At 70.0% G+C, this 25721-nt stretch carries 27 protein-coding genes, 2 tRNA genes and 1 pseudogene; 18 read left to right on the top strand and 12 right to left on the bottom strand.

The features are described 5' to 3' along the window. Nucleotides 1-29: 29 nt before the first annotated feature. The 6 genes and pseudogenes from AMIS_RS22210 to AMIS_RS44860 all read left to right on the top strand — a co-directional run. Nucleotides 30-112 (top strand) — tRNA-Ser (locus tag AMIS_RS22210). 14 nt (nt 113-126) lie between these two features. Next, nucleotides 127-215: transfer RNA gene (locus tag AMIS_RS42850), tRNA-Ser, on the top strand. Between the two features lie 167 nt (nt 216-382). Then, nucleotides 383-766, top strand: coding sequence for a hypothetical protein (locus AMIS_RS42845; RefSeq protein WP_014444629.1), 384 nt, complete (start codon nt 383-385; stop codon nt 764-766). 76 nt (nt 767-842) lie between these two features. Further along, nucleotides 843-1313, top strand: coding sequence for a DUF6188 family protein (locus tag AMIS_RS42840; RefSeq protein WP_014444628.1), 471 nt, complete (start codon nt 843-845; stop codon nt 1311-1313). A gap of 45 nt (nt 1314-1358) precedes the next feature. Further along, nucleotides 1359-1664 (top strand): DUF7677 family protein, encoded by a 306-nt coding sequence (locus AMIS_RS22195; RefSeq protein WP_014444627.1) that lies wholly within the window; start codon nt 1359-1361, stop codon nt 1662-1664. Then, nucleotides 1665-1972, top strand: a pseudogene (locus tag AMIS_RS44860) (NF041680 family putative transposase); the annotation flags it as partial. Nucleotides 1973-2016: 44 nt separating this feature from the next. Here the strand turns inward: AMIS_RS44860 and AMIS_RS22190 are convergent. The 3 genes from AMIS_RS22190 to AMIS_RS22180 all read right to left on the bottom strand — a co-directional run bounded on the left by AMIS_RS22190 (nt 2017) and on the right by AMIS_RS22180 (nt 3785). Then, nucleotides 2017-2511: a hypothetical protein gene (locus AMIS_RS22190; protein WP_014444626.1), complete on the bottom strand. Its 495-nt coding sequence runs from the start codon at nt 2509-2511 to the stop codon at nt 2017-2019. A gap of 123 nt (nt 2512-2634) precedes the next feature. Then, a complete protein-coding gene (locus AMIS_RS22185; protein ID WP_014444625.1) occupies nt 2635-3456 on the bottom strand; it encodes a permease prefix domain 1-containing protein in 822 nt (273 codons plus the stop codon). Then, entirely contained in the window at nt 3453-3785 is a 333-nt protein-coding gene (locus AMIS_RS22180; protein WP_014444624.1) for a PadR family transcriptional regulator, read from the bottom strand. The genes AMIS_RS22185 and AMIS_RS22180 overlap by 4 nt, the downstream gene beginning before the upstream one ends. A 121-nt stretch (nt 3786-3906) precedes the next feature. On the opposite strand from AMIS_RS22180, the gene AMIS_RS22175 reads away from it, so the two are divergent. Beyond that, entirely contained in the window at nt 3907-4920 is a 1014-nt protein-coding gene (locus AMIS_RS22175; protein WP_014444623.1) for a DUF389 domain-containing protein, read from the top strand. Here the strand turns inward: AMIS_RS22175 and AMIS_RS22170 are convergent. Beyond that, a complete protein-coding gene (locus AMIS_RS22170) occupies nt 4917-5459 on the bottom strand; it encodes an EXLDI protein (protein WP_041829972.1) in 543 nt (180 codons plus the stop codon). The two genes, AMIS_RS22175 and AMIS_RS22170, sit on opposite strands and share 4 nt — an antisense overlap. 111 nt (nt 5460-5570) lie before the next feature. Between AMIS_RS22170 and AMIS_RS22165 the strand changes: the two genes are divergently transcribed. Next, nucleotides 5571-6296, top strand: a complete 726-nt coding sequence (locus AMIS_RS22165) for a class I SAM-dependent methyltransferase (protein ID WP_014444621.1) — start codon at nt 5571-5573, stop codon at nt 6294-6296. Nucleotides 6297-6304: 8 nt separating this feature from the next. On the opposite strand, the gene AMIS_RS22160 is transcribed toward AMIS_RS22165, so the two are convergent. Continuing rightward, complete coding sequence (locus AMIS_RS22160; protein ID WP_014444620.1) at nt 6305-8107, bottom strand: DUF6055 domain-containing protein; 1803 nt, start codon at nt 8105-8107, stop codon at nt 6305-6307. Between the two features lie 175 nt (nt 8108-8282). On the opposite strand from AMIS_RS22160, the gene AMIS_RS22155 reads away from it, so the two are divergent. After that, the gene (locus AMIS_RS22155) at nt 8283-8903 is read left to right on the top strand and encodes a class I SAM-dependent methyltransferase (RefSeq protein ID WP_041831143.1); all 621 of its coding nucleotides are present in this window, start codon (nt 8283-8285) and stop codon (nt 8901-8903) included. On the opposite strand, the gene AMIS_RS22150 is transcribed toward AMIS_RS22155, so the two are convergent. From AMIS_RS22150 to AMIS_RS22140, 3 genes are read right to left on the bottom strand one after another with little or no spacing between them, the layout of a single operon-like run. Then, nucleotides 8860-9903: a prenyltransferase gene (locus AMIS_RS22150; RefSeq protein WP_014444618.1), complete on the bottom strand. Its 1044-nt coding sequence runs from the start codon at nt 9901-9903 to the stop codon at nt 8860-8862. The two genes, AMIS_RS22155 and AMIS_RS22150, sit on opposite strands and share 44 nt — an antisense overlap. After that, nucleotides 9890-10609 (bottom strand): class I SAM-dependent methyltransferase, encoded by a 720-nt coding sequence (locus tag AMIS_RS22145; RefSeq protein ID WP_014444617.1) that lies wholly within the window; start codon nt 10607-10609, stop codon nt 9890-9892. The genes AMIS_RS22150 and AMIS_RS22145 overlap by 14 nt, the downstream gene beginning before the upstream one ends. A gap of 11 nt (nt 10610-10620) precedes the next feature. Continuing rightward, entirely contained in the window at nt 10621-11889 is a 1269-nt protein-coding gene (locus tag AMIS_RS22140; RefSeq protein ID WP_014444616.1) for a glycosyltransferase family 4 protein, read from the bottom strand. 244 nt (nt 11890-12133) lie between these two features. On the opposite strand from AMIS_RS22140, the gene AMIS_RS22135 reads away from it, so the two are divergent. The 3 genes from AMIS_RS22135 (at nt 12134) to AMIS_RS22130 (ending at nt 13203) form a co-directional block, all read left to right on the top strand. After that, nucleotides 12134-12337: a helix-turn-helix transcriptional regulator gene (locus tag AMIS_RS22135; RefSeq protein ID WP_014444615.1), complete on the top strand. Its 204-nt coding sequence runs from the start codon at nt 12134-12136 to the stop codon at nt 12335-12337. Nucleotides 12338-12511: 174 nt separating this feature from the next. Further along, nucleotides 12512-12649 (top strand): hypothetical protein, encoded by a 138-nt coding sequence (locus AMIS_RS44200; protein WP_014444614.1) that lies wholly within the window; start codon nt 12512-12514, stop codon nt 12647-12649. Next, nucleotides 12646-13203, top strand: a complete 558-nt coding sequence (locus AMIS_RS22130) for an FAD-dependent monooxygenase (protein WP_014444613.1) — start codon at nt 12646-12648, stop codon at nt 13201-13203. The genes AMIS_RS44200 and AMIS_RS22130 overlap by 4 nt, the downstream gene beginning before the upstream one ends. A gap of 72 nt (nt 13204-13275) precedes the next feature. Here AMIS_RS22130 and AMIS_RS22125 read toward each other — a convergent pair whose 3' ends face one another. Next, nucleotides 13276-14184 (bottom strand): ATP-binding protein, encoded by a 909-nt coding sequence (locus AMIS_RS22125; protein WP_051042109.1) that lies wholly within the window; start codon nt 14182-14184, stop codon nt 13276-13278. A 128-nt stretch (nt 14185-14312) separates the two neighbouring features. Further along, nucleotides 14313-14978 carry a class I SAM-dependent methyltransferase gene (locus AMIS_RS22120; RefSeq protein ID WP_014444611.1) on the bottom strand — a complete coding sequence of 222 codons (666 nt, stop codon included), beginning with the start codon at nt 14976-14978 and terminating at the stop codon, nt 14313-14315. 282 nt (nt 14979-15260) lie between these two features. On the opposite strand from AMIS_RS22120, the gene AMIS_RS44660 reads away from it, so the two are divergent. The 3 genes from AMIS_RS44660 (at nt 15261) to AMIS_RS44185 (ending at nt 19979) form a co-directional block, all read left to right on the top strand. Next, nucleotides 15261-18989 (top strand): DUF4132 domain-containing protein, encoded by a 3729-nt coding sequence (locus AMIS_RS44660; RefSeq protein ID WP_051042106.1) that lies wholly within the window; start codon nt 15261-15263, stop codon nt 18987-18989. A gap of 183 nt (nt 18990-19172) precedes the next feature. After that, entirely contained in the window at nt 19173-19472 is a 300-nt protein-coding gene (locus AMIS_RS22110; protein WP_014444609.1) for a YciI family protein, read from the top strand. Between the two features lie 51 nt (nt 19473-19523). Next, a complete protein-coding gene (locus AMIS_RS44185; RefSeq protein ID WP_231859053.1) occupies nt 19524-19979 on the top strand; it encodes a hypothetical protein in 456 nt (151 codons plus the stop codon). Nucleotides 19980-20111: 132 nt separating this feature from the next. Here the strand turns inward: AMIS_RS44185 and AMIS_RS22100 are convergent, their stop codons facing one another. After that, on the bottom strand, nt 20112-20849 hold the full coding sequence (locus AMIS_RS22100) for a VOC family protein (protein ID WP_014444607.1): 738 nt from the start codon (nt 20847-20849) through the stop codon (nt 20112-20114). Between the two features lie 254 nt (nt 20850-21103). On the opposite strand from AMIS_RS22100, the gene AMIS_RS22095 reads away from it, so the two are divergent. After that, on the top strand, nt 21104-21517 hold the full coding sequence (locus tag AMIS_RS22095) for a pyridoxamine 5'-phosphate oxidase family protein (RefSeq protein ID WP_014444606.1): 414 nt from the start codon (nt 21104-21106) through the stop codon (nt 21515-21517). 174 nt (nt 21518-21691) lie between these two features. Continuing rightward, on the top strand, nt 21692-22360 hold the full coding sequence (locus AMIS_RS22090; RefSeq protein ID WP_014444605.1) for a nucleoside/nucleotide kinase family protein: 669 nt from the start codon (nt 21692-21694) through the stop codon (nt 22358-22360). 4 nt (nt 22361-22364) lie between these two features. On the opposite strand, the gene AMIS_RS22085 is transcribed toward AMIS_RS22090, so the two are convergent. Then, complete coding sequence (locus AMIS_RS22085; RefSeq protein ID WP_014444604.1) at nt 22365-24668, bottom strand: arylsulfatase; 2304 nt, start codon at nt 24666-24668, stop codon at nt 22365-22367. Nucleotides 24669-24842: 174 nt separating this feature from the next. Between AMIS_RS22085 and AMIS_RS22080 the strand changes: the two genes are divergently transcribed. Continuing rightward, a complete protein-coding gene (locus AMIS_RS22080; protein WP_014444603.1) occupies nt 24843-25718 on the top strand; it encodes an ABC transporter permease in 876 nt (291 codons plus the stop codon). Nucleotides 25719-25721 lie beyond the last annotated feature (3 nt).

Here is a 25721-nt window from a genome sequence, read left to right as displayed (position 1 = left end):
GTCGGCTCTATGGTTTTTTGGAGCACCTGGGAAGCGTGGCCGAGTGGCCTAAGGCGCCGCCCTGCTAAGGCGGACCGGGAAACCGGCGGAGGTTCGAATCCTCCCGCTTCCGCCCAGTGACCACCTGGATGGGCCAGCCGAGGGCAGGCGACGGCCGCGGTCTCGAAAACCGTTGGGGGTAACCCGTGTCGGTTCGATCCCGACCCCATCCGCCACTCGGCTTGCCGTTAACCTCCGGCCCCGCCCCGACGTCGCTGCGGACGAAGTTGGTGCGTCATCAAGGGTGCGACTACGCTGCGTGCTGGCCAGGGGCTGGGCACGGGCAGCGGCGGGACCCAGCGCGCGTTCTCTGCGGCAGATCAGTGCACGGGATCATGGGTAGATGCCGTTCCGCCCACCGCTCAGCCATGCTGAACCCGATCCGCGATTCGACCCCTATCGCGAGCGTGCCGGCGTGCTTGCGGATCAGGGCGAGCCATTCGGCGTTCTGTACCTGCGCTTTGACACATGCTGGTCGCAACGGGGTGGTCACCTCTGGTGGCGTCGCTGGTCAGAGCCACGCGAGCAAGTGACCGGCTACTTCGCCCTGCACTACGGCGGATTTGATGACTTCGTGGAAGACGCGGACACCTTCGTCGAAGAGCTGGACGACTGGGATCGTGGCCTGTTCCCCTACCGCGGCCTGATTCTCACCGTCAAGTGGCTCGATGACGAGGGCTCCCGCCGAGCACGTTCGGACACCTTTGGACTTGACGCAAGTCACTGACCCGAGGACGGCTCCGCCGGCGACCGGCACGCGGATCGCGGCAGATGAGTAAGGGGGCAGAAGGCATAATCGGCTCGTGCCTCCAGCGCTTGAAGACGTCGATCTGACCAATCGGCTGCTAAATGCTGTCGTCGGCCACGGGCTACTGGCCTTCCGCATGGGTCCAGGTGTACGGCTGGAGTTTGACGACGATGCCTATCACGAGCTCACGATTGAAGGCTCGCTGCGATTCGTCCGTGTTGACGGTTCCGAACGGCATGGCGAACCCATCAGTCTCGACGTGGCCGAGCAGCTCATCCAGTTGCTGAACGCCCCCGTCACGGCGGCAACGGTCGATCCATACGGCACGTTGACGGTGACCTTCGGCGACGCCGACCTCGTGGTGCCCTATGACGAGATGTACGAAGCCTGGCAGATACGCTCCGATCAAGGGCTCTTGGTGGTGAGCATGCCCGGCGGCGACCTCGCGATCTGGAAGCCCGAAAGCGACGGCCCGGACCGTCGCGACCAACTCGGAGCGCCTGGCGACGCCTTCTCCGCGGCATGACAGTGCGCCGCCGACCCTGAGTAGACGCCCGGGGATGATCACAGCGTGGCACAACTACCGGAGGATGTTCGGTCGGCGCTTCGCTTCTTCGCCTTCTACCTAGCCGAGGGCACACTCGTCATGGACCTACTGCAGGACATCGACTATCGCGCCGTCTTCATGACGTATGGCTCTGGCCTTGAGCAGGTATTCGCCATCTTCGCCAATGTCCTGGACGTCAACGAGGCGGGCCAGGTGACCAACTACACCGACGCGGAGTATCGCGCCGCCCAATGGATCCGGAGGGCCTGCGACGACGCTTACCAGGTAAGTCCTCCATTTGCTGATTGGGAACTCGAATTGCCGTTGTAGGCGACGCCTATGGAGCTGCGTCTCGGCCGGCCCCTGGCACAGGACCTGCGCCGGCCCTGGGAACGCCCGATGCCCCCGGAGCGGCTCACGCCGGCCCGGGTGCGGCGAGGGTTTCGGAACCTCCGCGCGACCAGCCCTTCGCCAGCGCGTGCACCGAACCCAGCTGCCTTGGCCCCGGACGCCCGCCAGGCTCCCGCAACCGGCACGCCGTTACCCGCCACGACGTCGGACTCATCATGGTCATCGGCCGGGCTCACCAACGACCGGCCCACCACAAGAAGGGCACCAAACCCCGCCGAACTGGTTAAACGACAAGCTCAGTGAGTGCCGTTTATCCGGGCGTGGCGGCGGATCATTCGAGTGAAAATAGAGTGACTTGGTAGCGTTCGGTTCCAGCCCATTGGTCCAGAACGTCGCGCAATTCATCGCCGTGCAGATCGGCAGTGTGCGGCAAGACTTCAGAGAGAATTTCCCTGGCGCGCTCTCTGCCGGAGTGCTCGATGGTGACCGAGTAAGCACCTGCCCTCGGCAGGTCCATGGTGATTGCGTTGCCGAACGCGTCACCGGCGTGCAACTGCGCGGTTGGGAAAGGAACCGTAAACTGCACCGTTCCATCGCCGTGGCGATCGAAGCTCGCCGGGTCATCGCCGACTGTTACGCTTACACCGATCTTTAGTTGGTCTTGGGCGCACACCACGAATATCTCGTACTCGCTGGCTGTGATGATATCGCGATGGGCTGCCGACAATGCCTCGGATGCTCCCGGCTGGTCGACTGCGCTGTAATCGCGGACACTGAAGAACCGATAATCCGGTATGAACATCAGGCTCTGGGTAGCCAGTGGCATGGCATCTCCTCCGTAAGGCGCGGATAGTCCCGCCTTCGACGCTCAGTGCCGCAGGACCGGCCCGCGCGTGGCAGGGCGGGCCGCGGCCAGGCTGAATCGGGGTGAAGGGCATGAGTGCTGAGGCTATCGAGTCGTGTCGGCGGTGATCGGCTTGCTCGGGGCGCCGGGTGGGGACAGTCGCTCACGGCGGAGGGCTCGGGTGGCCGTGGCGCTGATTGCTACGGCGAGCAGGCCGGCTGTGAGGTAGCTCAGCGTCCAATGCTGAGCCTGCCAGTAGAGGCCGGCGGCGCCGTAGGCGATCAGGACCGGCGCGGCCAGGCCGAACGGGACCGCGAGAGCGAGGCCTAGGGGGATCGGCGCTGGGGTCCATGCCCGCAGCGCGGTGGTGCGCCGCAGGAGCAACCATGCCGCCGTGAGGAGCACCCCGGCCGCCGCCACGACCGGGTAGGCGGCTCGGTCGCCGCCTTCGATCACGAGGTTGAGGGTTCCGCGGTAGAGCGTGAGGCAGTCGGCTGTGGGGTTCGACGGGACCCAGGGGCGGCCGCACATGCCCGGCTGTGTTCCGAATCGGTCGGTGGCGATCAGCAGCGCTGTCCACGGCCACCCGAGCAGCCAGGAGAGCACGCCGTGGCCGCCCCACCAGATCATCAGGATGCCGGCGGCGAGCCATGTCCCGCTGAGCAGGCGGCGCAGTGGTGCTGCCAGGTCACGGGTGGTGGCCGGCACCACGCGGACGACGGCGCCCACCGTACCGAATCGGTCGATTGCCGCGCGCTCGGCGGCCTCCGCGTCGAGGCCGCGGGCGCGGTTGTCGTCCACCGCGGCGAGCAGGTGGCTCTCCGCCTCGGCCAGCATCCGGCGTCCCGCGGGGCCGGTGCCGGCCAGGCGGTCGAACATCTCGTCGAGGTACTGCTCCACCGGCCCGTCGCCCGTCGGGGTCGTCATGCCGTCGCCGACCCGGCGACCGGTCCGATGACGGCCTGCACGCTGGTGACGAAGCTGCGCCACTCGCTCTGTTTCGCCGCCCGGGCGAGCCTGCCCTCGCGGGTGAGCTCGTAGACCCGGCGCCGCCGTGGGCTCGCCTGTTCCCATCGGCTGACCACCAGCCCGGCGCGCTCCAGGCGGTGCAGTGCCGGGTACACCGTGCCCTCCGGCACGTCGAAGGCCCCCCGCGAACGCTCGCGCAGTGCGGTGATCACCGCGTATCCGTGCGCGCTGCCCGCGTCTGCCAGGACTGCGAGCAGCAGCAGATCGAGATGACCTTTGACGTCCATACCTAGCGAACCTAGGCATTGGCCGTCTAGGTGTCAATCGTTCCGCCGCCGAGAACCCCGCCGCCGAGAACCATCCGGCAGGGATGAGGGTGGGCAGGGCGGGGTGATCGACGGTGGACCGATGGCGCGCCTGAAGTCTCCGGCCTGGCCCGGTCTGCGGGTTCCCGCCGGTGACGTGGACCGGATCCTGTCCCGGCTGTTCCTCACCCACGGCGACCGGCGGCGGAACCTGGCGAACTTCTGGGTCCTGCTCACGCTCGCCGGTGTGATCGCGGCGGCCGGCGTGGTCGCCGACTCCACCGCGACCGTGATCGGCGCGATGATCGTCGCGCCGCTGATGACACCCATTCTGGGTACGGCGTTGGCGCTTGTCCTGGCCGACCGGCGGCAGCTGCTCTACCACCTCGGTGTGGTGCTCGCCGGCGGAGCCGCCGTCATCCTGATCGGCTACCTGCTCGGTCTCACCGTGCCGACCGAGGTGGTCGCCTCCACGAACTCGCAGGTGGCGTCGCGGGTCAGTCCGAAACTGATCGACCTGCTGACGGCGCTGGCGACGGGTCTGGTCGGCGGGTTCGCGCTGATCCGCTCGGACGTCTCGGACACCCTGCCCGGCGTCGCCATCGCCATCTCGCTCGTGCCGCCGCTGGCCGTCGTCGGGCTGACCGCCGAGTCCGGCGCCTACGGGCAGTCCGGTGGCGCGCTGCTGCTCTTCGGCACGAACATGGCCGCGATCATCGCCACCGGCACCGTGATCATGCTGGCCGGCAGGGTGCGGGACGCGGCGGGGGAGGCGGGCGTCGCGGTCCGGGCGCTCGGCGCGAAGTCCCTGGTCACGGTCGGGGTGGCGCTGGTGCTGGTCGCGGCGCCGCTCGGCTACGGCAGCTGGCAGGTCCTGCAGCAGCAGATCATCATCGCGAACGCGCACCCGGTCGCCCAGCGGTGGGCCGCGGAAGAGGGGTGGCAGCTCACCGACCTGCAGGTGCAGACGGGGACGCTGCACGTGGAAGCCATGGGCAGACCGCCGGTGGCGAACGAGGCGGCCCTGCGCGCGGACCTGGACGCCGCGGGCCTCGAGGATGTCAATGCCGTGGTCACCCTCGTGGTCGGCGGCTCCCGCGAGTTGCCCGCCGGCTAGATGTCCAGGTCCTCCACCTCGGGTTCGTCCCGGATGGTCTGCAGTGCCACCGTGTACAGCTCGGCCGGCAGCAGCGTCTCCAGCTCCTCGACGGTGTCCACCACGACGAACGTGGCCTGCGCCGGCGTACGCATCCAGGCCTGATCCGGCGACCAGTCGCCGATCCAGCCGCGCCACCCGGTGGACCACTTCTTGCTGCGCTCGGCGGTCGGCCCGACCGGGGTGGTGATCGCGGAGCGGGAGTGGTGGACGGCGAATCGTCCCTTGCCGGTGCGGAACAGCGAGTACGTCTCCTCGCCCTCGTTGCCGGCGGACGTCCACTCGCCGAGGGCGACCCCGAGGAAACGTTTCACGGACGAGCTTCCGAGTCCCACTTTGACGGTGATTTCGTCGTACCCCATGGTCTTGGCCTCCTCGATCTGCACGAGCCGGCGCAGAGCCGCCACGATCGCGCCGGACAGGTTTCCGCCGGTCAGCTCCTGGGCGCGATGCAGCAGGTGCATGTCGTCGTCGGCGATGTAGATGGTCTTGTTCGGCACTTGTCTCACCTCCTCTGCGATAAGTATACGCATACATGTAGGAGGAGATGAACAATCATCGCTGTGGAGTGGGGCAGAACTTCGGGTGAGTGCGGACTACCGTACGGCGACGTGACTCACGATCCAGCTGAACGGAAGCCCGCGGGGGAGTACGGGATCGACGCGCCGCGGCTGCTGATCGTGCCCGTGGTGCTGGTCGGCGCCGGTGTCGCCCAGGCGGTCGCCCAGCAGACGTTCTGGCCGCTGGTCGGCTGTGCGCTGATCCTCCTCTGCTGCGCGCTGGCCTTCTACGCCTCGCGGGTCGGGAAGTTCGTGGTGTGGGGGCGGCTGCTCGACGGGCTGAAGCTGCGCGGCGACGAGCGGATCCTCGATCTCGGGTGCGGCCGGGGCGCGCTGCTGATCTCCGCGGCGCTGCGGGTGCCGGCCGGGCGGGCCGTCGGTGTGGACCTGTGGCGGGCCGACCAGTCCGGCAACGGCCCGGACGCGACCCGGCGCAACGCGGCCGCCGCCGGGGTCGCCGATCGCGTCGAACTGCACACCGGGAACATGACCGGGCTGCCTTTTCCGGACGGATCGTTCGATGTGGTCGTCTCCAACGTGGCGGTGCACAACCTGAAGGCGAGCGAGGACCGGGACCGCGCCGTCGACGAGGCGGTCCGGGTCCTGCGGCCCGGCGGGCGGCTGCTGATCGCCGACCTCGGCGGCACCCGGCAGTACGAGCAGCGGCTCCGGCATCTCGGCATGGCGGAGGTGAGCCGGCGCGGACTGGGCTGGCGCCTGTGGTGGAGCGGCCCGTGGCTGCCGACCCACCTGGTGAGCGCCCGTAAACCGGGCTGAGGCGCGTTTTACGAGGTCGTGGTGGGGACTCCGATCACCAGGTCGGCGCTCGGGAACGTACCGTGGGCGGGGTTGATGTCGGTCTCTCCGCCGCCGCCGTCGCAGCCGCGGGAAGTGCTGAACTGCAGGTATGTTCCGGCGCTGCAGGCGATGGCGAACTCCGCGTCGCCGCCGACGACGACGGTGCCGGAAAGGTTGGCGCCGGCCTGGACGATGGCGTTGTCCTTGACCACGGCGTTGCCGCCGACGGTGCCGCCGTTGACCCAGCCGAGGCCTTCGATGCGGGCGTTGCCGGTGACCGTTCCGGCGAAGACGGCGGCTTTCGGGCCGACGTAGGCGGAGGCGGCGACACTGGCGCCCGCGGCGACCCAGCCGCCGCCGTTGGAGTGCCAGCGACCGCCGTGGGTGGCGGCGGGTTTCACGTGCCCGGGCTCGAAGCCGGACGGGGTGGCGCCGGAGACGCGGAACTCGTAGGGGAACCGGCGGGCCTTCGGGTAACCGTCCAGGAAGCCGTAGTGCGGGACGGCGGACGGCGTGCCGGTGACCACCAGCCACGCCTCGGACTCGCCGGACTGCAGCGGGAAGTCGATCTGGCCGTCGACGCCGGTGACCAGCGGGGAGTAGCGGGCGGTGCCGTCGGCGCGCTTGGCGACCAGGCCGAACGTCCAGCCGGTCGCGCCGGTCTCGGCGTGACCCTTCAGGCGTACCTTGATCGTTGCTCCGGCGCTCCCGGGCACCAGCTTGATCTTGTTGAAGCCGTAGTCGGAGGGCGCCTGGCGGGTGTTGATCCGGTAGTGGCCGAGGCTGCGGTCGACGGCTTCGACGTTGCCGCCGTTGTAGGCGTTGAGGAATCCGGCGCCGTAGACATTCGTCAGAAACGGTAGCAGCGTGGCGCGGTTGCCGAAGTCGTAAGTGACGGTCCGGGTGGCGTATTCACCCATCCGCCGGTTCAGCTCCGTCTGGGTCAGACCCGAGATCCTCTTGTACGTGTCGAACGGGTGCTCGTTGCCGCCGGCTTCGTTCCAGATGCGGTTGAACATGCCCAGCCCGTCGCGGTCCTTGATGTACTGCGCGAGCATCCAGTTGCCGTAATGGTGGCGGCTGGAGCTGTAGTAGAGGTTCTCCGAGCGCAGCCACCGGGTGAGGTCGCCGGCGGCGGTCGTCGGCAGGGCCTGCATGGCCATGAACTCGGCGCTGGTCTCCCAGAACGTGCCGGCGGACGCGTCGATGAGCCCGTTCCCGGGGCGGTTCATGGTGGTGTAGCACTGGAAGACGTGGGCCAGCTCGTGGGCGAGTCCCCAGGAGCCGGACTGCGCCGCCCGGGGATCGATGTTGATCACGCCGACCTGGTTGTCGACCTGGCCGCCGGTGGCCCAGGCGTTCAGGGCGGTCCGGTTCCAGGTGTTCGTGACGATCACGACGATCTTGTACTGGGCGAGCTTGCCGGTCTCCGGGGTGAACCGCATCGTGCCGACGTAGAAGGAGTAGAGGTTCTCCAGCTGCGTGATGATGCTGTTCGGGTCGAAGGCGTAGGGCGCGGGCGCCGCGGTGGGGTTGGCGCCGGACTTCTCGCCCCAGAGCAGGATGAAGTTGGCGGATTCGCGGGTGCGGTCGGCGGCCCAGGGGACCTCGCCGGTCTGGGTCCAGCGCGCCGGGAGGTAGACCGACTTGGCGGCGGCCCGGGCGGCGGCGGGCGCGGCCTGCGCGGCGGGGAGCACGGCTTGCGCGGCGGTGGGCGCGGCTTGCGGGACGGCCGCGCTTGCGAGGAGCAGGGCGAGGAGGAGCCTGGTACGGGCATGGAGAAGACGCATGGGGGGATGCCTTCCGGGGTCGCGCCGCGCGGACGACGGGGATCGCGGCGGCGCACAGGGGGGATCGTCTGCGGTCGATGGACTACCCACCCTGAACTACGAAAACGTTTTCGGCAAGATGCTGTTCGTCGACGGCGCGTCCGGCGGGGCGGCCGGACGTTCCTATGATGATCGGATGCTCGATGCCGACCTGCTGACGGCCGCCGCCGCGGCGCCCGGATTCATGCCGCCCGACGAGGGTCTCGCCCTCGCCGAAGCCGCCCACGCCGCCCCGGCCGGCCCGATCCTGGAGGTGGGCAGCTACCTCGGCAAGTCCACTCTCTACCTGGCGGCCGCCGCCCGCCCGCGCCGGACCACGGTGGTGACCGTCGACCACCACCGCGGCTCCGAGGAGCACCAGCCCGGCTGGGAATACCACGACGCCACCCTCGTCGACCCGGCCGTCGGGCTGATCGACACCCTGCCCGGTTTCCGGTCCACGATCGCCAAGGCCGGCGCGGAGGACGTGGTCGTCGCCGTGGTCGCGCGCGCCGAGGACTTCGCCCGGCTGTGGGCGACGCCGCTCGCGTTCCTCTTCCTCGACGGCAGCCACACCGACGAGTCCGCGCAGCGCGACCTGGCGAGCTGGGCGCCGCACCTGGCCGCCGGCGGGGTCCTCGCCATCCACGACGTGTTCCCCGACCCGGCGGACGGCGGACAGGCGCCGTACCGGATCTATCGGCGGGCGCTCGAGTCCGGCGCCTACTCCGAACTCAGCGGGCGGGGTTCACTGCGCTTGCTGCGCCGGGATCACTGAGCTTCCCGGTGTCCCGGAAGATGCCTGACCGGGGGTGCTCGCCGTGCAGCGCGTCGACGGCGAGCACCACCGCCGCCGCCGTCCAGGTCGTCCGTTCCACCGGCCAGCGCACCCCGTCGGTCAGAACCAGACCGGTCCAGTACGACCCGTCGTCCTCCCGCAGATGCTGCATCGCGGCGACCAGTTCCGCCGCCGCGTCCCGCTCACCGAGCGTGTCCAGCGCCAGCGCGAGCTCACACGTCTCCGCGCCCGTCACCCACGGCTGATCCGAGACACAGAAAACCCCCCGATCGGGTACGACGAAAGCGTCCCACCTCGCCGTGATGCGCTGCCGGGCTGCCGAGCCGGTGACCGCGCCACCGAGGATCGGGTAGTACCAGTCCATCGAGAACCGGCTCTTGTCGGCGAACGCCCCGGGTCGCTGCTGGATGGCCGTGGCCAGCAGGTCGGCCGCCAGCTCCCAGTCGGGTTGCGGGTCACCGGCGCGTTCGGCGATCGCTGTCCCGTACCGCAGGGCCTGATGAATGCTGGACGACCCGGTCAGGAGCGCGAGCGGATCGCCGGCCGCCCAGCCGATCTCCCCGCCCGGCGCCTGGCAGCCGGTCACGAAGTCCAGCGCCCGCCGCACCGCCGGCCACATCCGCGCCAGGAACGCGTCGTCGCCGGTGCACAGCCAGTGATGCCAGCAGCCGACCGCCAGGTACCCGGCGTGATTCGTCTCCGCCGTGGCGTCGGCGACCACCCCGCCCGCGTCGTAGCGGGCCGCCCACGACCCGTCCGGGCGCTGCGTGCGGCGCATCCAGTCGTACGCGGCGGCCGCCCGGTCGTGCTCGCCGCCCACGTCGAGCGCCATCGCGGCCTCGACGTGGTCCCACGGGTCCAGCTGGCCGCCCGCGTACCAGGGGATGGCGCCGCTGTCCTCCTGCTCGGCGGCGATCGCCGCCACGGTCCGCAGAATCTGATCGGTGCCCAGCACCCCGGCCAGCTCAGGAACCGACATGCTGCTCCCGGTCGCTTTTGTGGACATAGATCACGACGCTCTTGCCGATCAGCGGGTTGAGCGCCTGCTCCACGACCCGGGTCACGGCCGGCTTGTCGACGATGTCCCACACCAGCAGCTTGTGGTAGGCGCGGGTCGGCGCCGCGTCACCGATCGCGCACTTGAGCCACCAGTACGGGCTGTGCAACGCGTGCGCGAACCCGTTGCCGGTCACCGTGAGCCCCGCCCCGCGCAGCCGCCCGGCCAGCTCGTCCTCCTTGTAGATCCGGACGTGACCGCCCTCGTTGGCGTGGTACTCGTCGGACAGCGCCCAGCACACCCGCTCCGGCAGCCAGCGCGGAACGGTCACCGCGCCCAGCCCGCCCGGCTTCAGCACCCGGGCCAGCTCGGCGATCGCCGTCACGTCGTCCGGGATGTGCTCGAGCACCTCCGACGCGATCACCCGGTCGAAGCTGGCGTCCGGGAACGGCAGACGGAGCAGGTCACCGCGTACCGTGGTGGCGGTCGCCGTCGCCGGCGCCTCGCCGGCCAGGTCCATGGCCGCGCACCACTGCGCGGTCGTCGCCAGGTCCTTCTCGTTCAGGTCCAGGGCGACGACGTCCGCGCCCCGCCGGTACGCCTCGAACGTGTGCCGGCCCTCGCCGCACCCCAAGTCGAGAACCCGCATGCCCGGCCGCACATCCAGCCGGTCGTAGTCGACGGTCAACAAAGTTGCTTCTACCTGCCCTTCGCAGCGATCGCTTCCGCGTACCATTCGGCGGTGCGGATCGCGGTCCGCCGCCACGTGAAATGTTCGGCCGCCCTGCGCCGGCCCTGCTCACCGAGCCGTCGGCGCAGCGGCTCGTCGTCGAGCAGCCGCCCGATCGCCGCCGACAGCGCCTCGGCGTCACCCGGCGGGACGTGCAGCGACGCCAGCCCGTCCGGTCCGGTCACCTCCGGCAGCGCGCCCGCCGTGGTGACGACCAGCGGCACCCCGCAGGCCATCGCCTCGACGGCCGGGAGGGAGAAACCCTCGTACCGGGAGGGGACCGCCGCCACCGTCGCCGACCGGAACAGATCAGCCAGCTCCTGATCGGAGATACCGGAGACGAACCGTACCGTGCCGTCCAGGCCGAGCCGGGCGATCGCCGACGCGGCGGGGCCGTCCGGTCGCGCCGAGCCGACGACGACGAGTTCGACGTCGCGGCTCGCGCGGAGTTTGGCGACCGCTTCGATGAGCTCGGAAAGACCTTTCAGGGGTACGTCGGCGCTCGCCACCGTGACGATGCGGCCGGCCTTCTTCGCGGCTTGGCTTTCGGCTCGGTTTTCTGCGGGGCTGAACGTGTCGATGTCGACTCCCACGCCGATCACGCTGAGGCGGTCGGGCGACACGTGGAAAGCGTCCACGATCTCGTCACGGGCTGCATGAGACACGGTGGTCAGCCAGCGCAGACGGCGGGCCGTGCGGGCCTGCATGCGGGTGAACGCGTACCAGCGGCGCAGGGACAGGCGGCGTTTCCAGTTCGGGGCGGCGGCCAGTTCCAGGTCACGGTCGACGGTGATCGGATGGTGGATCGTCGCGACCAGGGGAGTGGCGGATCCGGCGAGGGGCAACAGCCCGTACCCCAGGCACTGATTGTCGTGGATGACGTCGAAGTCGGCCTGTCGGCGCCGCAGGTGACGCCACGCGCGCAGGGAGAACGTGAGGGGTTCCGGGAAGGCGCCGGTGCACATCGCCGCCCACTCGAGGACGTCGATCGAAGTGTGGAACTCGCTGAGCCGCGGTGTCCGGAAGGGATCAGGGTCACGGTAGAGGTCGAGGCTCGGCAGCACGGTCAGCCGCACGCCGTCGTCCAGATCGGGCAGCGGCGGGCCGGAGAACACCTCGACGTGATGACCGAGTCGTACCAGCTCACGCGACAGATGCCGGACATAGATCCCTTGGCCGCCGCTGTGCGGTTTGCTGCGATACGACAACAAGGCGATGCGAAGCGGCGCGGAGGTCACCAGACGACCCTAAGCGGCCGGAGGCAAATGATCACTACCGGAGGGCCGGGTGGGTGGTTTCGGTGGCCGGCTGGTTCCCGGAATCCGGCCGGTCCGGCTGGTCGCCAGTGCTGCGACGCGTCCGATTTGTCAGCACCGAGAACCAGCCGCCGCCGAGAAGTCCACGATCCACAGCCGAGGCTCGCATGCCGGGATTTGCATCCTTTTGGGTGAGCGTGGGTCAAGTTGCTCAGAAGCTATAGTCATGGGCGTGAAGCGCGAGGCGCAGCTGTTCATGGGAACCCACGAAATCGGCGTCCGGCTCGGTGGGGTGAGCCGCCAGCGCGTCTACCAGATCACCAACCGCCCGAACTTTCCCAAGCCGATCGCCTACCTCGCCCAGGGCAGGATCTGGCTCGCTGCGGACGTCGAGAGGTGGATCGCCACCTACCGGAAGAAGAAGGAGTGAACGGGTGCCCCGCGACGGTGCGCTCACCGGACCCGACCTGGTGTGAAAGCGCGGTTACGGGGTCGCGGTGCGGCGATGAATTGCCCGCCGCTGTCGAGTCTGAACGTCGTAGGGGCAGACCGAGGGAGGGCCGTTCCGGCACCATCGATCCGGTTCGGACCATGAGGGGGCGTTGTGAGCGGTGTCAAAGTCTACGACGTCACCCGCGACGGTGTGGAGTATGTGTTCGGCGACCGGATCGCGAAGCTCACCCAGGATGAAAGGACAAGGGGTCCGGGCGTTCCGCCGGCCTGCGGCCTGTCCCGGACGTGACCCGGGCGATGGCCATGCTGTCCTTCCCCGCGCCCGACTTCGTCATCGACTACCGCGACGTCGCGGCCCAGAAGGACCTGTTGCGGGAGCGGATGGCCGGCTTGGGCTGGTTGACCCCGCGTATCCTCGCGCACCTCGACGACGCCGAGGACTTCTATCTCGATCAGGTCGCCCAGGTCGTGATGGACCGCTGGTCCAGCGGCCGGGTGGGGCTGCTCGGGGACGCGGCGTTCAGCTCGTCGCCGTTCTCCGGCGGGGGTACGGGGATGGCCTTGGTCGGGGCGTACCTGCTGGCCGGAGAGCAGGCCGCCGCAGGATGGGATCCGCGCGCCGGGTTCGCCGGCTACGAGCAGCGGATGCGTCCGTTCGTCGAGGCCAACCAGGAGATCGGCCGGTTGCACGTGCAGAGCCGTGTGGTCCCCGGCCCGGACGCCGAGGCCGCCCCGGAGCCGGACATGGAGGCGCTCATGGCGGTCGTCGAACGCGCGATCAACGGCGTCGACCTGCCCGACTACGCCGGGGTGCCGGGCTCCGAAGTGCCCGCGGGATCGTAGGCCGGGAGCGGAAGCTGCCCGGACGCTCAGAACGTCGTCTCGACGCCCGTCCGCATCAGCCGGGGTTCGTTGTCATGGCCGCGCCCAGGATCTGAGCGTCGCCCATACCACCTTGCCGTGGGTGGTGGGCATCGCTCCCCAGGCGGTCGCGGCGGCGTGGACGACGTGCAGTCCGGTGCCGCGCCGGAACGGCGGCGTGTCCCGGAGGTTCGGCGGGTCGTCGCGGAGTTGGGGCAAGCAGGGATTGTCGTCACGCACCGCGATGTGCAGGCCGTCCCCGCGGCGCGAGAGTATGACCGTGACGGCGGTGCCGGCGTGTTCCACAGCGTTGAGCACCAGTTCGGAGATGATGAGTCGGGCGCGGTCGCCTAGGTGCGCCAGCTGCCAGCCGGAACATGCGCCGGTGACCGCTTCCCGGGCGGTGGCCGCGGCACGGTCATGCGGTTCCAGCCGCATTTCGATCCGGTCGGTCAGCGGTTGCCGGTTGGTGGTCGCGGTCCGCGCCGCCGCCAAGGTGTCGAAGACCGGCAGGAGCCGGATGATGCCGAGCCGGTGGAGCCGAGCCACGAGCGCGGTACCGGGCTGAGCGCAGAGGATGGTCCGCACGCCGGGGTTCATAGCGGCGGCGCGCCGTCGGGTGGCCATCCACATCGCCGCGCTGCTGCCATCGGGGTCGGTGAGGGCGTGCAGGTTGATGAGCAGGGTCGAAGGATGCTCGCTCAGGCATTTACGGATCGCGGTATCGGTGGTCCGGCACAGGCCGAGTCCCCAGGTGCCGTGTACGGAGAGGGTCACCACCGAGGCTTCCACGTCCAGGCCGACGTCGATACCGTCGCCTTGACCAGGGTCGTAGCGTTCGAACAGGTACGGGGGCCGGATGGTGGCACGGATCGGCCCGGCTCGGCGGGGCGTCGAGCCTGGATATCGTCGCACCATGGAGATGTCCCGACCGGGGGGCTGCGGCACCGCGCTGCGCGACACCTGTGGGGTCAAGGCTCCCCAACGGCTCCGGTGGTCACAAGCTGTCCGCCCGATGTCACCCTAACGGCGTCCAGGCGGCGCCCGGCCGTTGATTCTGCAACGACACTCGGTTGCCCGGTATACGTCTGTCAGACGGGACGGGCCGTGAACCAGGATCGATCACCGGTGAGGTACTGGTCGAACCGCAGTCCTGCCTCCCGCAGGTTCCGCGCGAGTTCGTCCTCGGTGATGGCGTACCGGGGAAACTCGTGCGTCCAGGTCTGATCACCGACGTGATAGTCCACGACGACGTCCACTCGGTCCCCCTGGCGCCGCGCGGAACGCACCACGCGCCGGATGCCGGCGATCTCCGCGGACGACTCCGTCACCGTGTCGAACCAGGCCGGCGCGTTCTGCTGGAAGACGACCAGACCGGCGGGGCCGACGTGGTGCCGGCAGGTGGCCAGAAACGCCCGGCGCAGCGACAGGTCTCCGTTGATCATGGTGCTGGCCAGCAGCACCACGTCGAAGGACTGGTCCAAGCGGACGTCCTGCAGACGCGCCAGCGTTCCGGGTAGGCCACCCAGCCGCTGCAGCATCGCGGGCGACTCGTCCACCCCGTGCACCCGGTGGCCGAGCGCGGCGAGGGGGCGCAGGATACGACCGGTGCCGCAGCCCAGTTCCAGGATCGACGCGCCGCTCGGCACCGCCGCATGGACGATCTCTGGTTCTCCCATGGTCGGCAGCAGCGAGTAGTACTCCACTGCACACCCGTCCGGAGTGATCACACCTGGTCCCGCACCCGCATAACGCATGGTCGCACTGTATCCAGCACGGACCGGCTCGGGCGGCGTCACGACGACTCAGCCTGCCCCGCTGTCAGTGGCGCGGCGTGGGCAGCACCGCAGCTTGGCCAGGATCGCGTACGCCGGCTGCCGGATGCGTCGGATGGCGGTCCCAAGGCCGTCGGCGGCCATGCTCAGTAGGGTGATCGCCCAGCTGGTGCCTCGTCATGCGGCCTTGTGATGCTCACCAGGGACCGGCGTCGGCCACGTGTTCTTGTCAGACCCCGGGGCTACGGTGTCGCCCGCCGCCAATTGATCGAGATCGAGGAGCTGGTCGGAATGCGCTGTTTCGAGCACCGGGGTGCGGGATCGGCGAAATCCTGGAGGGTGTCGCGGGACGGCGCCGTGGTGACCGTCCGATTCGGACGCGTCGGCGCAGCGGGACAGACACGGGTGAAGGAGCTGGCCGACGAGGTGGCGGCGATCGCGCATGTGGAAAGGCTCGTCGCCGAGAAATTGTCGAAGGGTTACGTGGAGACGGGCGCCGCGGCGGTGTCCGACCCGGTCGTTCCCGGACCGGCCATGCCGGTCGGCGCTACGGGCGGGCTGAGGGCGACGCACGGCGACGCGGGCCGGTCGGCTGCGCCGGAGGGTGACGCGGGTCCGCCGACTGCGCCGGACAGCGGGGCGGCGGAGGGGCCGGCCGGGTTACCGGACGAGGACGTGCTGGTGCTGCCGGCCGAGTGGATGCGCAGGGTTCACCCGCGGCGTGGCGGTCGCGCGGGTGCTTCGTTGCCGCGGCCGGCGGGCGCGGTGGCGAAGGCCGAGGCGGTCATGGCGGCCAAGAGCGCGGAGCGGGCGGAAGTGCTGGGGGCGCCGAGGAGCGACCGTGAACTGGTGGCCGCGGCCGAGGGGTTCCTGGACGGCAGCCGGGTGACGCCGCTCGGCGCGGCGGCGGCCGTGGTCGCGTCGATGCATGCGTGTGAGCATCGGGAGCTCGGGCAGCTGGCGGTGCTCGCCGACGGGTGGATCGCGGCACACGGGTTGACATTCGCGACCCGCGCCGTCGCGGAGGCCGCCGGTCTGGACGTCGCGTCGTCCGGCTACGCGCTCCCTGACAAGCAGAAGAACCTGCGCCGATTGACGCCGACGGACCGGTACGGCCGGTGGAGCTTCGGACCCTGGCTGTTGCTGGCGAAGCGGATGCGGGCCCGGCTGGCCGTTGCCGGCGACGCCGACTACGAGCGGGCTCGGCAAGCCCTGGGGGATTATCGCTCGTCGGGGCAGCGCACGGTCACCACGTATCTGATGCCGACCGAGTCGCAGTGGGTCGACGAGGACTGCGGCGCCGACCTGCGGCGCATCGAGTTGGTCGCGTACGCGGTCTCGACATCCGAGCAGTGGGGTCAGCTGTCCGGAAAGATCGACGGGTACGCGCTCAGCTGGCGCGAATTGCTGGCCACACTGCTCGATGGGATCGGGGCGGCGTTGACGCCGCGCCTGATCGACTTCCTGCGCAAGCGGAACGTGTACACCGCCGACCAGCGGCGCGCGGTGATCGGTGCTCTGGCGTTGATTCCGACCGACGAGGCGTTCGAGGCGTTGATGCGCCAGGCGGACGACAAGCTCGTTGAGGCCGGGCTCAACGACGCCATGCGGCGGTTCCCGGTCCGGGCGCTGCGTCTGCTGGGGACGGCGGCCGGCGACCCGGGCGAGAACCGGGGACGGGCGGCCGAGTTGTTGCGCCGGCACGCGACGGCGAACCCGGCGGCCGCGAGTGCCGCGTTGCCGTCGTTGCCGCAGGTGGCCCGGCACCGGGTGGAGCCGATTCTGGCGTCGGCGACGGCGCCGCCGCAGGCGCCGGCGGCGTTGGTGCACCCGTTGTTGGTGACGCCGCCGTGGACGGGTGCGCGGACGGTGGCCGAGCGGGCGGTGGTGGTGGACGGGCTGACGCCGCCGGACGTGCCGCGGATGTGCTGGGCGCCCGGCGAGCGCGAAGCGCTGGTGCCCGACTTCCAGGAGCCGGGGCCGGAGGACGCCGCCGGCCTCGACCACTGGGAGCGGGAGGCGGCAAGGCTGCGCGAGGGCCGGATGAGCCACGCCGCCGACGAGGAGAAGTTCTTCGTCGGCGCGCCGCGGACGCTGGCGCTGCAGCTGTTGCCCCATTGGCGTCCGACGAGCTTCTGGTCACCGGGATGGACCCTGCCCCATCTGCTTGCCCGGTTCGACGTGGACGCGTTGCCGGTCGTGGTGCAGCGCAACCGTCAACGGGGCTCGCTCGACGTCTACGGCCCGCTGTTGCTGCCCGCCGAAGGCGCCGGGGTCGCCGCCCTGATGGCCGAGTGGCTGGACCGGCTGAAGTCGGTGCGGTGGATCGCGGTGAGCTGGCTCCGCCGGCACCCGGCTGCGGCGGCGCGCGATCTCATCCCGGCGGCCGTCGGTCCCATCGGCGCGGAGCGTCGCGCGGCCGAGCAGGCGCTGCGGGTGCTCGTCGCAGACGGCCACGCCGACACGGTGCGGGCGGGCGCCGCCGAGCACGGCGCTGCTGCGGCGTCCGCGGTGCAGCTGCTGCTGTCTGCCGACCCGGCGGAGGTGGTACCGGCACAGCTGCCGGAGCTTCCGCCATGGATCGAGGACGCCGGTTCGCTGACCCCGGTGCTGTTGCGCGATCGCCGTTTCGCGTTGCCGTCCGAGGCGGTGCGGCATCTGTGCACGATGCTCGCCCTGTCCCGCCTGGGTCTGCCGTACCCGGGCTTGGCGGCGGTGCGCGAGACGCTGGACGCGGCGGCGCTGGCAGAGTTCGGCTGGTCCCTGTTCCGGGCGTGGGAGTCGGCGGGGTTCCCGCCGAAGCAGAGCTGGGTGCTCGAGGCGTTGGCCGTGATCGGCGACGACGACACCGTGCGCCGGCTCAGCCCGGTCGTCCGCGCCTGGCCGGGCACGGGCGGTCACGCACGTGCCATGACCGGGCTCGACGTGCTCTATGCGATCGGCTCCGAGTTGGCGCTCGTCCACCTGCACGCCATCTCGCGGAAGGTGAGGTTCGAGGCGCTGCGGTACGGCGCGGACAGCCGGGTCCGGGCGGTCGCCGCGGAACTGGGACTGACCTCCGACCAACTGGCCGATCGGTTGGTGCCCGACTTCGGGCTGGGTGATCGGAGCACGCTGACCCTGGACTACGGGCCGCGTCGCTTCGGGGTGACCTTCGACGAGCAGCTCCGGCCGATCGTCATGGATGAGGACGGCAGGACGCGCAAGGAGCTGCCCAAACCGGGCGCCGGCGACGACGAGGCGCTCGCGACGGCGGCGTACCGGAGATTCTCAGGTTTGAAGAAGGACCTGCGCTCGGTGGCCGCGGATCAGGTCCGCCGGCTGGAGGAGGCGATGGTGGTCCGGCGGCGGTGGACCGGCGCAGAGTTCCGGCGGCTGCTGGTCGGGCATCCCTTGATGCGGCACCTGGTCCGGCGCCTGGTGTGGGTGACCTACGATGCGGACAGGGTGGTGGGCACGGCGTTCCGGGTGGCCGAGGACAGCAGCATGGCCGACGTCGACGACAAGGCGTTCGCGGTGAGCGACGACGACGTGGTCGGTGTCGCCCATCCGCTGGACCTGGCGGCCGACGTGTCCGCGTGGACGGCGTTGTTCACCGACTACGAGATCCTTCAGCCGTTTCCGCAGCTCCATCGGCCGGTGTGGCGGATGACCGCGGAACAGGCCGCACAGCGACGACTGTCCGCGTTCGTCGGCGTCCACGTCCCGGTCGACCGGCTGCTGAAACTGGAACGTCGCGGGTGGTGGAGGCGCAGCGTACCGATGGACGCCGGGATCCAGCTCACCATGGAGTGCAGCCTGCCGGGTCCGGGATACCTGGAGTTCCCGCTCGACCCGGGGATCTCGATCAACGACGTCCAGGACCAGCCCAGCCAGACCTTCCGCGACGCGCGGCTCACCGGAGCGGAGAACTTCGCCGCCCTCGATCCGGTGATCGTCTCGGAACTGCTGTGCGACCTGCGCTATCTGGTCGACGGCGGGTCTCTGCGGTAACCGGACGGACCGTCCGGCGCAGCGTGAGGCGCGGCGGCGGCGTCTCATGGGACACATCATGGACCTCGCCCAAGTGGACGGCGGCATTCCTCCTGACACCTACGGTGGTCCGTGCTTCGAGGTTGCTCCCGCCGGTGACCCGGTAAGTCGGACATCGTTGACCACGGCCGCGTCCAGCAGGTCATGACCTTGGGGCAGGATGCCACTGAGGCCGGTGCCCTCCTGGACACCGCAGGCCTGGCTCCCAGCACGAGCGGAGCCCGGCTCAGCCTCGTCGGGAGCGAACTTACGACTGTCGACGGGCCGTTCGCGGCGTCGAAAGAGGTCATCAGCTACGCGATCTACGACGTGCAGTCGAAGGAAGAGGCGGTCGATTGGGCCACCCGGTTCCTCAAGGCGTACCGCGATCTGTGGCCTGGCTGGGAGGGCGAGGTCGACGTCCTGAAGCTGTTCGGCCCGGAGGACTTCCCGGCCTCGGCATGACGGTCGACGAAGGACGCCACCGGTGAGCAGCGACCCGCGGCAGTGCGCCGCGTGGTCGAAGCGGTATGGCGGATCGAGTCGGCGAGGCTCGTCGCGAGCCTCGCCCGGCTCGTCGGCGATGTCGGGCTCGCCGAGGAACTCGCCCAGGACAACCTGGCCGCAGCCGTGGAGAAGCGCGTCGCCCGGCATAGGAGCTGTCTTGCCGAGCCCGCCGACACGACGCTCGATGAGCCCGACGAGACGGAGACTGCCGAGCCGACCGGGGCGATGGCCGAACGCCGCCGGGCCCATCACGCCCTGGTCCACGAACTGCCGGCACAGGGTGCTGGTTTCCGGCGGATCGCCCGACATCTCGGCTGGTCGCACCGGACGGTGTCCAAGTACGCCCGCGCCGCAACCCGGCAGGATCCGGTGGTCGGGCAGAAACCCGGAACGGGCCTGGTCGATCCGTTCAAGCCCTACCTGGCCCGCCCACTCTCGGTACGGCAGGTGACCGGCGCCGAGTGAGAGTTCATCCGAGCAGTCGCCGCAGAACCACAAGGACAGATGTTGACCATCCTCGACCAGGGCCGCGAGCCGGCGGACCTCAGCGCGTGCGGGTTCAGGGATCACACTTCAACTGAGTGGCACGAGGCTGATTCAGGCGGCGAGGACGCAGAACGGGTGGCCCTCGGGGTCGCTCAGGCACGTCCACGAGACGTCGCCCTGACCGAGATCCAGGTCGGTGGCGCCGAGGGCCCGCAATGTCGCCACGTCCGCCGCCTTGTCGTCACCGGGGTACGGCCGCAGGTCGAGATGAACCCGGCCCGATGGCGGTGTCGCCTCGGACGTGCGGACGAACTCGAGGTACGGGCCGAGGTCCCGGGGGGAGCGCAGCACGGCGCGGTCGCCGGTCACCTCGCGCAGTGTCCAGTCCGTCGCCTCATCCCAGAAGCCGGCCATGGCCTGCGGATCCGCGCAGTCGACCACGATCCGGGCGATCGGACCGACGTCCCGGTAGGTCTCCCGGGGTTCCAGCACGCAGAACTCGTTGCCTTCCGGGTCGGCGAGGACGGTCCACGGCACGTCACCTTGACCGATGTCGACCGGCGTCGCGCCGAGGGCCCGCAGGCGCGCGACGAGCCCGGCCTGGTGGGCCGCTGAGGTGGTGGCGAGATCGAGGTGCGCGCTGTTCTTCGCCGCCGTCTTGGCGTCCGGGACGGGGACGACGTTGATGCCGAGTGTTGTCGGATCCGGCCAGACGAACTTGCTCGTGGGTCCGACGTAGGTGGTCACGCCAGGTTCGAAGAGGTGCCAGCCGAGGGCCTGTGCCCAGAACCGGCCGGCCGCCGAGCTGTCCCGTGCCTTGATGTTCACCTGAACAGGGCGAAGTGCCATGCCGGCGATCGTACGAATCAGCGCCGCACCGGCCGCGCCGGGATCGGAGACTGAATCCGATGGCGCCGTCCACCCCGGCCGGTTCGGTGTCAGGGACTGCGCTTGTCGTTCAGGTAGCGCTGTTACGGCCCACTGGCCGTCAGGCGGGCTGCCATCCGGTGCGGTACGTCGGAGCGGCCGTGCCGATGTCGACATCCTTCCCGGCAAGAACGTGGGACCCCGGTCGATCTGCTGCCCGGCATAGGGTGGATCGCATGTATCGCGACAAGGATCTCGCACTGCTTGCCCGTCCGCTGCACGCCTTCCTCACCGTCGCTCCGAAGCCCGGCCGCTGGCCCGCGCCGCGTCCGGTCTGGTACGAGCTCGCCGGCGACGGCACCCTGCAACTCTTCTCGTTCGCGGAGGCGCCCAAGGTGCAGCGTCTGCGTGAGGAGCCGCGCGCCTCGCTCGTGGTGGCGGCGCCCACCGGTGAACCGGAGCACTGGGTGTCCACCGAGGGGCATGTCACGATCCACGAGGACGGCGCCTCCGAGCTCGCTGCCCGGCTGGCCGACCGCTACTACGACATGAGCGACCCGGCCAAACAGAAGCTGGTCGCCGAGTGGAGTGGGTTCAGCCTGGTCCGGATCGTGATCCACCCCGAAGTGGTGAACAGGTACGCCGGCTGACGGCCGACGTCACCGGGTGAACGACGCTAGCGCTGGGGCTGACAGGAGCGGGCCCTCGCCGCCCTCTCGACCGGGGTCGATATCGCAACATCGGCAGGGCGTCGTGTGCTTACTGCAGGCGTCGCCAGGTGGGCCCTGCGCACAGCGTCACCTGAGCAGCGAAGCGAGGTCGCCGTGGTCCGAGGGACGCGCGCCGAGTTGCTGGCGCACCTGGCCGAAGCGGTCGGGGCCGTCACCGCTGCCCACCCGGCGCGTGTTGCCGTCGACGGGCCGCCCGCCTCGGGTAAGACCACGCTCGCCGACGAGCTGGCCGTCGTCCTGCGCGTCCAGGGCCGCGACGTCATCCGCGCGACGATCGACGATTTCCTCGTCCCGCGGGCGCGGCGCTATCCGCGTGGCGAGTATTCGGCGGAGGGTTGTTACTTCGACGCCCACGACTATGACGCGCTCAGCCGTGTGCTGCTCGATCCGCTCGGCCCGGGCGGGGATCGCCGCTTCCGGCATGCGGTCTACGACCACACCGCCGACACCGTGTCGTCCCCGCCCGTGCGAACCGCCCCGGCCCGCGCCGTGCTGCTCTTCGACGGGGTGTTCCTGCTGCGCCCGGAGCTGATCGACCGGTGGGAGCTGCGCCTTCTCGTGTCGGCTTCACCGGAGAAGCTCGTGGAGCGTGCCGTGGTCAGGGAACGCCGGGTGTCCTCGCCGGGTGACGTCGAGCGGCGCTGGCGTGAGCGTTACCTGCCCGCGCAGCAGCTCTACATCGCCAGGGACCGGCCGGCCGATCACGCCGACATCGTCGTGCACAACGACGAGCCGGACCGGCCGGTCTGGGAGACGCGCTGACGCGTCAGGTGGTGTAGCGGACGTTGACGTTGCTGATGTGGCCGGTGAAGGGGAACGGCGCCCGGTCGTAATAGTCCAGCGAGACCGGGCCGCCCAGGCACTGTCCAATGTCCAGGCAATCATTGGCGGTGAACAGCAGCGGGGCGCTGGTCGGGACCTGCCCCGTACCGAACTTCTCGCCGTTGACGGTCAGTGAGATGCCGAGCGGGCCGGCCGGCCGTGGTTCCAGCACGCTGGTCTCGATCTCGATGGTGGCCGGGCCCGGGTCGAGTCGGCGGCTGGACCGGATCCTGGTGCGCATCAGGATGAACAGGTTGTACTCGTAGCAGAGGTAGCCGTCGTCGATGTAGCAGGTCAGGCCGCCGCCGGCGCCGCCGAGGGCGTACAGGACACCGCTGGGCCGCGACGGGATCTCCGCCTCGATGGTGACGACGTTGGAGCGGTTGCCGAGGGCCGGCGCGCAGAACTCCGGCATCCGGGTGATGTTCCCGGTGAAATTCCATTCCCGGTACGGGGTGGAGATCCGCAGCTCGGGATGGAAGACCGGCACCCAGAGCCCACCGCCGACCGGGTAGACGCTGTTGCGGGCCGCCTCGATGGAGAAGATCTCCTTGAGTTGCGCGAGTTTCTCCGGCATCTCGGCGGCGAGGTCGTTCGCCTGGGTCCAGTCCTCGTCGAGGTGGTAGAGCTCCCACCGGTCGTGGTCGGGCGTCCAGTCGGTGATGCCTTCGGGCAGGCCGGGGATCCACGGGGTGCGCGGCCCGAACGCCGACGCCATCCAGCCTTCGTGGTAGATCGCCCGGCTGCCCATGATCTCGAAGTACTGGGTGCGCAGCCGTCCGGGCGCGGCCGGCTGGTCGAAGGTGTAGGCGAAGCTGACGCCGTCGATCGGGTCCTGGGGGACGCCGTTGACGGTGCGCGGCGGCGTGATCCCCACGAGCTCGTAGATCGTGGGCACGATGTCGTTGCAGTGGTGGAACTGCGTGCGCGGCGCCGGATCGGGCGCGATCCGCGCGGGCCAGCGGATCGCCATCGGGTTCCGGGTGCCACCCAGGTGGGAGGCGAGGAGCTTCATTCCCTTGTACGGGGTGCTGCCCGCCCACGCCCACCCGGCGTGATACTGGTTGTCGACCTTCGGTGAGCCGAGGACGTCGAGGCCACCCAGTTCGTCGAGGGCCCGGATGTGCATGTCGATGGTGGTGGGGATGCCGTTCTGGGCGAGCAGTTCGCTGATCGTGCCGTTCTGCCCCTCACCGGAGGACCCGTTGTCGCCCCAGATGTAGAAGACGAGCGTGTTGTCCCCGTACCCGAGACGTTCCAGTTCGTCGATGAGCCGCCCGGCCTGGACGTCGGCGTGCTCAGCGAAGCCGGCCGCCACCTCCATCAGGCGACGCTGGAAGGGGCGTTCGGCTTCCGGGATGTCGTCCCAGGCCGGCATGCTCGCATCGCGCGGGGTCAGTTGCGCGTCCGCCGGGATCCAGCCGCGTTCGATCGCGCGGGCGTGCACCCGCTCGCGGTAGGCGTCCCAGCCGTCGTCGAACTTCCCGGCGTACTTGTCGGCCCATTCCTTCATGATGTGGTGCGGGCCGTGCAGGCAGCCGGTGGCCCAGTACATGAAGAACGGTTTGTCCGGCTGGAACGCCTGGTGCTTGCGCAGCCAGCCGATCGCGTCGTCGGCGAGGTCCTCGCTGAGGTGGTAACCCTGTTCCGGGGTTTTCGGCGGCAGCACGGTGTCGGTGTTGCGGACCAGGTTCGGTTCGTACTGCGAGGCCTCGCCGGCGAGGAAGCCGTAGAAGTACTCGAAGCCGATGTTGGACGGCCAGTTGTGGAACGGCCCGGCCGGGGTGGTCTCGACGGCCGGCGTGTTGTGCCATTTGCCGAACGCGGCTGTGGAGTACCCGTACTGGCGCAGCACCTCGGCGCCGAGCGCGCTGCTCTTCGGGATCTCGCCGGCGTAACCGTCCCAGTCGTTGGCAAGCTCGGCGATCTGGCCGTTGCCGATCCGGTGGTGGTTGCGGCCGGTCAGCAGCGACGCCCGCGTCGGCGAGCACATCGCCGTGGTGTGGAACCGGTTGTAGCCGATGCCGCCGTTGTGGACGCGGGTCAGCGTGTCGGTGCGCACCTCGCCGCCGTAGGTGTCCGGCAGCGCCGGGCCGGCGTCGTCGATCAGGATGATGACGATGTTGGGCGCGTCCTCGGGCAGCCGGCGCGGCTCGACCCGCCGCTCGTAGGTGGACTCCTGCACCGTGCGGCCGGCGATGCTCGCCGACGGCGTGGGCGGAAACGGCAAAACCTCGTGTGGACTCATCGCGATCCTCGTTCCCCGCTGACGTGAACGCCGCTGACGTGAACGACAAGCTAGCCGCGCCGCCGGGGAAGCTGCCTCATCCCGCGCGGGTGAGACGCCCCTTGCCATATTCCTATTAACCCGATAGAAAATGTGGGCGCGCCGATCGGCGCCCGCATTCCCGGGAGTGACCTCGTGACCACCTCTGTCTCCAGCCCGCCGGCCGCGCCGGCCCCGGAAACGTCGATCGGCGGCCCGGCCCGGCCCGGCAACCCGCTCGCGCCGCGCGGCGGCCGGCGCCGCCGGATCCTGCTGCGGCTGCTCGCGCTCGCCGTGCTCTCCGCGCTCTGGGAGATCGCCGCCCGGGTCACCCGCAACCCGACGTTCATCCCGTCGCCCGGGGCGGTGTGGCACCAGCTGATCCAGACCTCCACCGTCCACGACGGGCTGCGCGGCTACAGCGGCCACCTGCTCGTCGAGCATCTCGGGATCAGCCTGCGCCGCATCCTCATCGGCTCGGCGATCGGCGTCGGCGCCGGCCTGATCATCGGCGTGGTGATGGGCACGGTCGGCTGGATCCGGGTGGTCACCGAGCCGGTCGTCACGTTCGTGCGGGCGCTGCCGCCGCTGGCCTACTTCAGTCTGTTCATCATCTGGTTCGGCATCGACGAGACGCCGAAGCTGTGGCTGCTCGCCATCGCCGCGATGCCGCCTGTCGCGGTGGCCACCGCCTCGGCCGTGCAGTCCGCGCCGACCGGCCTGATCGAGGCCGCCCGCGCGCTCGGCGCCGGGCGCTGGCAGGTCACCCGCGACGTGGTGCTGCCCAGCTCGCTACCGGAGATCTTCACCGGCATCCGGCTGGCCGTCGGCGTCGCGTACTCCTCGGTGGTCGCCGCCGAGACCATCAACGGCGTCCCGGGCATCGGCGGCATGGTCCGCGACGCCCAGCGCTACTCCCAGACCGACGTGGTCGTCCTCGGCCTGTTCGCCATCGGCCTGTCCGGACTACTGATCGACGCCCTGCTGCGGACGGCCGAGAACCGGCTGATCCCGTGGCGGGGCCGTGCATAGGAG

The organism is Actinoplanes missouriensis 431, from assembly GCF_000284295.1.
Classification (GTDB): domain Bacteria; phylum Actinomycetota; class Actinomycetes; order Mycobacteriales; family Micromonosporaceae; genus Actinoplanes; species Actinoplanes missouriensis.
Note: the sequence above shows the minus strand (reverse complement) of the source record. Positions and strands in the feature narration are given on the sequence as shown.

Excerpts from the sequence above, each read along its gene's own strand:
- AMIS_RS42845 (WP_014444629.1), top strand. The coding sequence starts at position 383 with ATGCCGTTCCGCCCACCGCTCAGCCATGCTGAACCCGATCCGCGATTC.
- AMIS_RS22190 (WP_014444626.1), bottom strand. The coding sequence starts at position 2,511 with ATGCCACTGGCTACCCAGAGCCTGATGTTCATACCGGATTATCGGTTC.
- AMIS_RS22185 (WP_014444625.1), bottom strand. The coding sequence starts at position 3,456 with ATGACGACCCCGACGGGCGACGGGCCGGTGGAGCAGTACCTCGACGAG.
- AMIS_RS22180 (WP_014444624.1), bottom strand. The coding sequence starts at position 3,785 with ATGGACGTCAAAGGTCATCTCGATCTGCTGCTGCTCGCAGTCCTGGCA.
- AMIS_RS22175 (WP_014444623.1), top strand. The coding sequence starts at position 3,907 with ATGGCGCGCCTGAAGTCTCCGGCCTGGCCCGGTCTGCGGGTTCCCGCC.
- AMIS_RS22160 (WP_014444620.1), bottom strand. The coding sequence starts at position 8,107 with ATGCGTCTTCTCCATGCCCGTACCAGGCTCCTCCTCGCCCTGCTCCTC.
- AMIS_RS22155 (WP_041831143.1), top strand. The coding sequence starts at position 8,283 with ATGCTCGATGCCGACCTGCTGACGGCCGCCGCCGCGGCGCCCGGATTC.
- AMIS_RS22150 (WP_014444618.1), bottom strand. The coding sequence starts at position 9,903 with ATGTCGGTTCCTGAGCTGGCCGGGGTGCTGGGCACCGATCAGATTCTG.
- AMIS_RS22135 (WP_014444615.1), top strand. The coding sequence starts at position 12,134 with ATGGGCGTGAAGCGCGAGGCGCAGCTGTTCATGGGAACCCACGAAATC.
- AMIS_RS22120 (WP_014444611.1), bottom strand. The coding sequence starts at position 14,978 with ATGCGTTATGCGGGTGCGGGACCAGGTGTGATCACTCCGGACGGGTGT.
- AMIS_RS22110 (WP_014444609.1), top strand. The coding sequence starts at position 19,173 with ATGACCTTGGGGCAGGATGCCACTGAGGCCGGTGCCCTCCTGGACACC.
- AMIS_RS22100 (WP_014444607.1), bottom strand. The coding sequence starts at position 20,849 with ATGGCACTTCGCCCTGTTCAGGTGAACATCAAGGCACGGGACAGCTCG.
- AMIS_RS22095 (WP_014444606.1), top strand. The coding sequence starts at position 21,104 with ATGTATCGCGACAAGGATCTCGCACTGCTTGCCCGTCCGCTGCACGCC.
- AMIS_RS22085 (WP_014444604.1), bottom strand. The coding sequence starts at position 24,668 with ATGAGTCCACACGAGGTTTTGCCGTTTCCGCCCACGCCGTCGGCGAGC.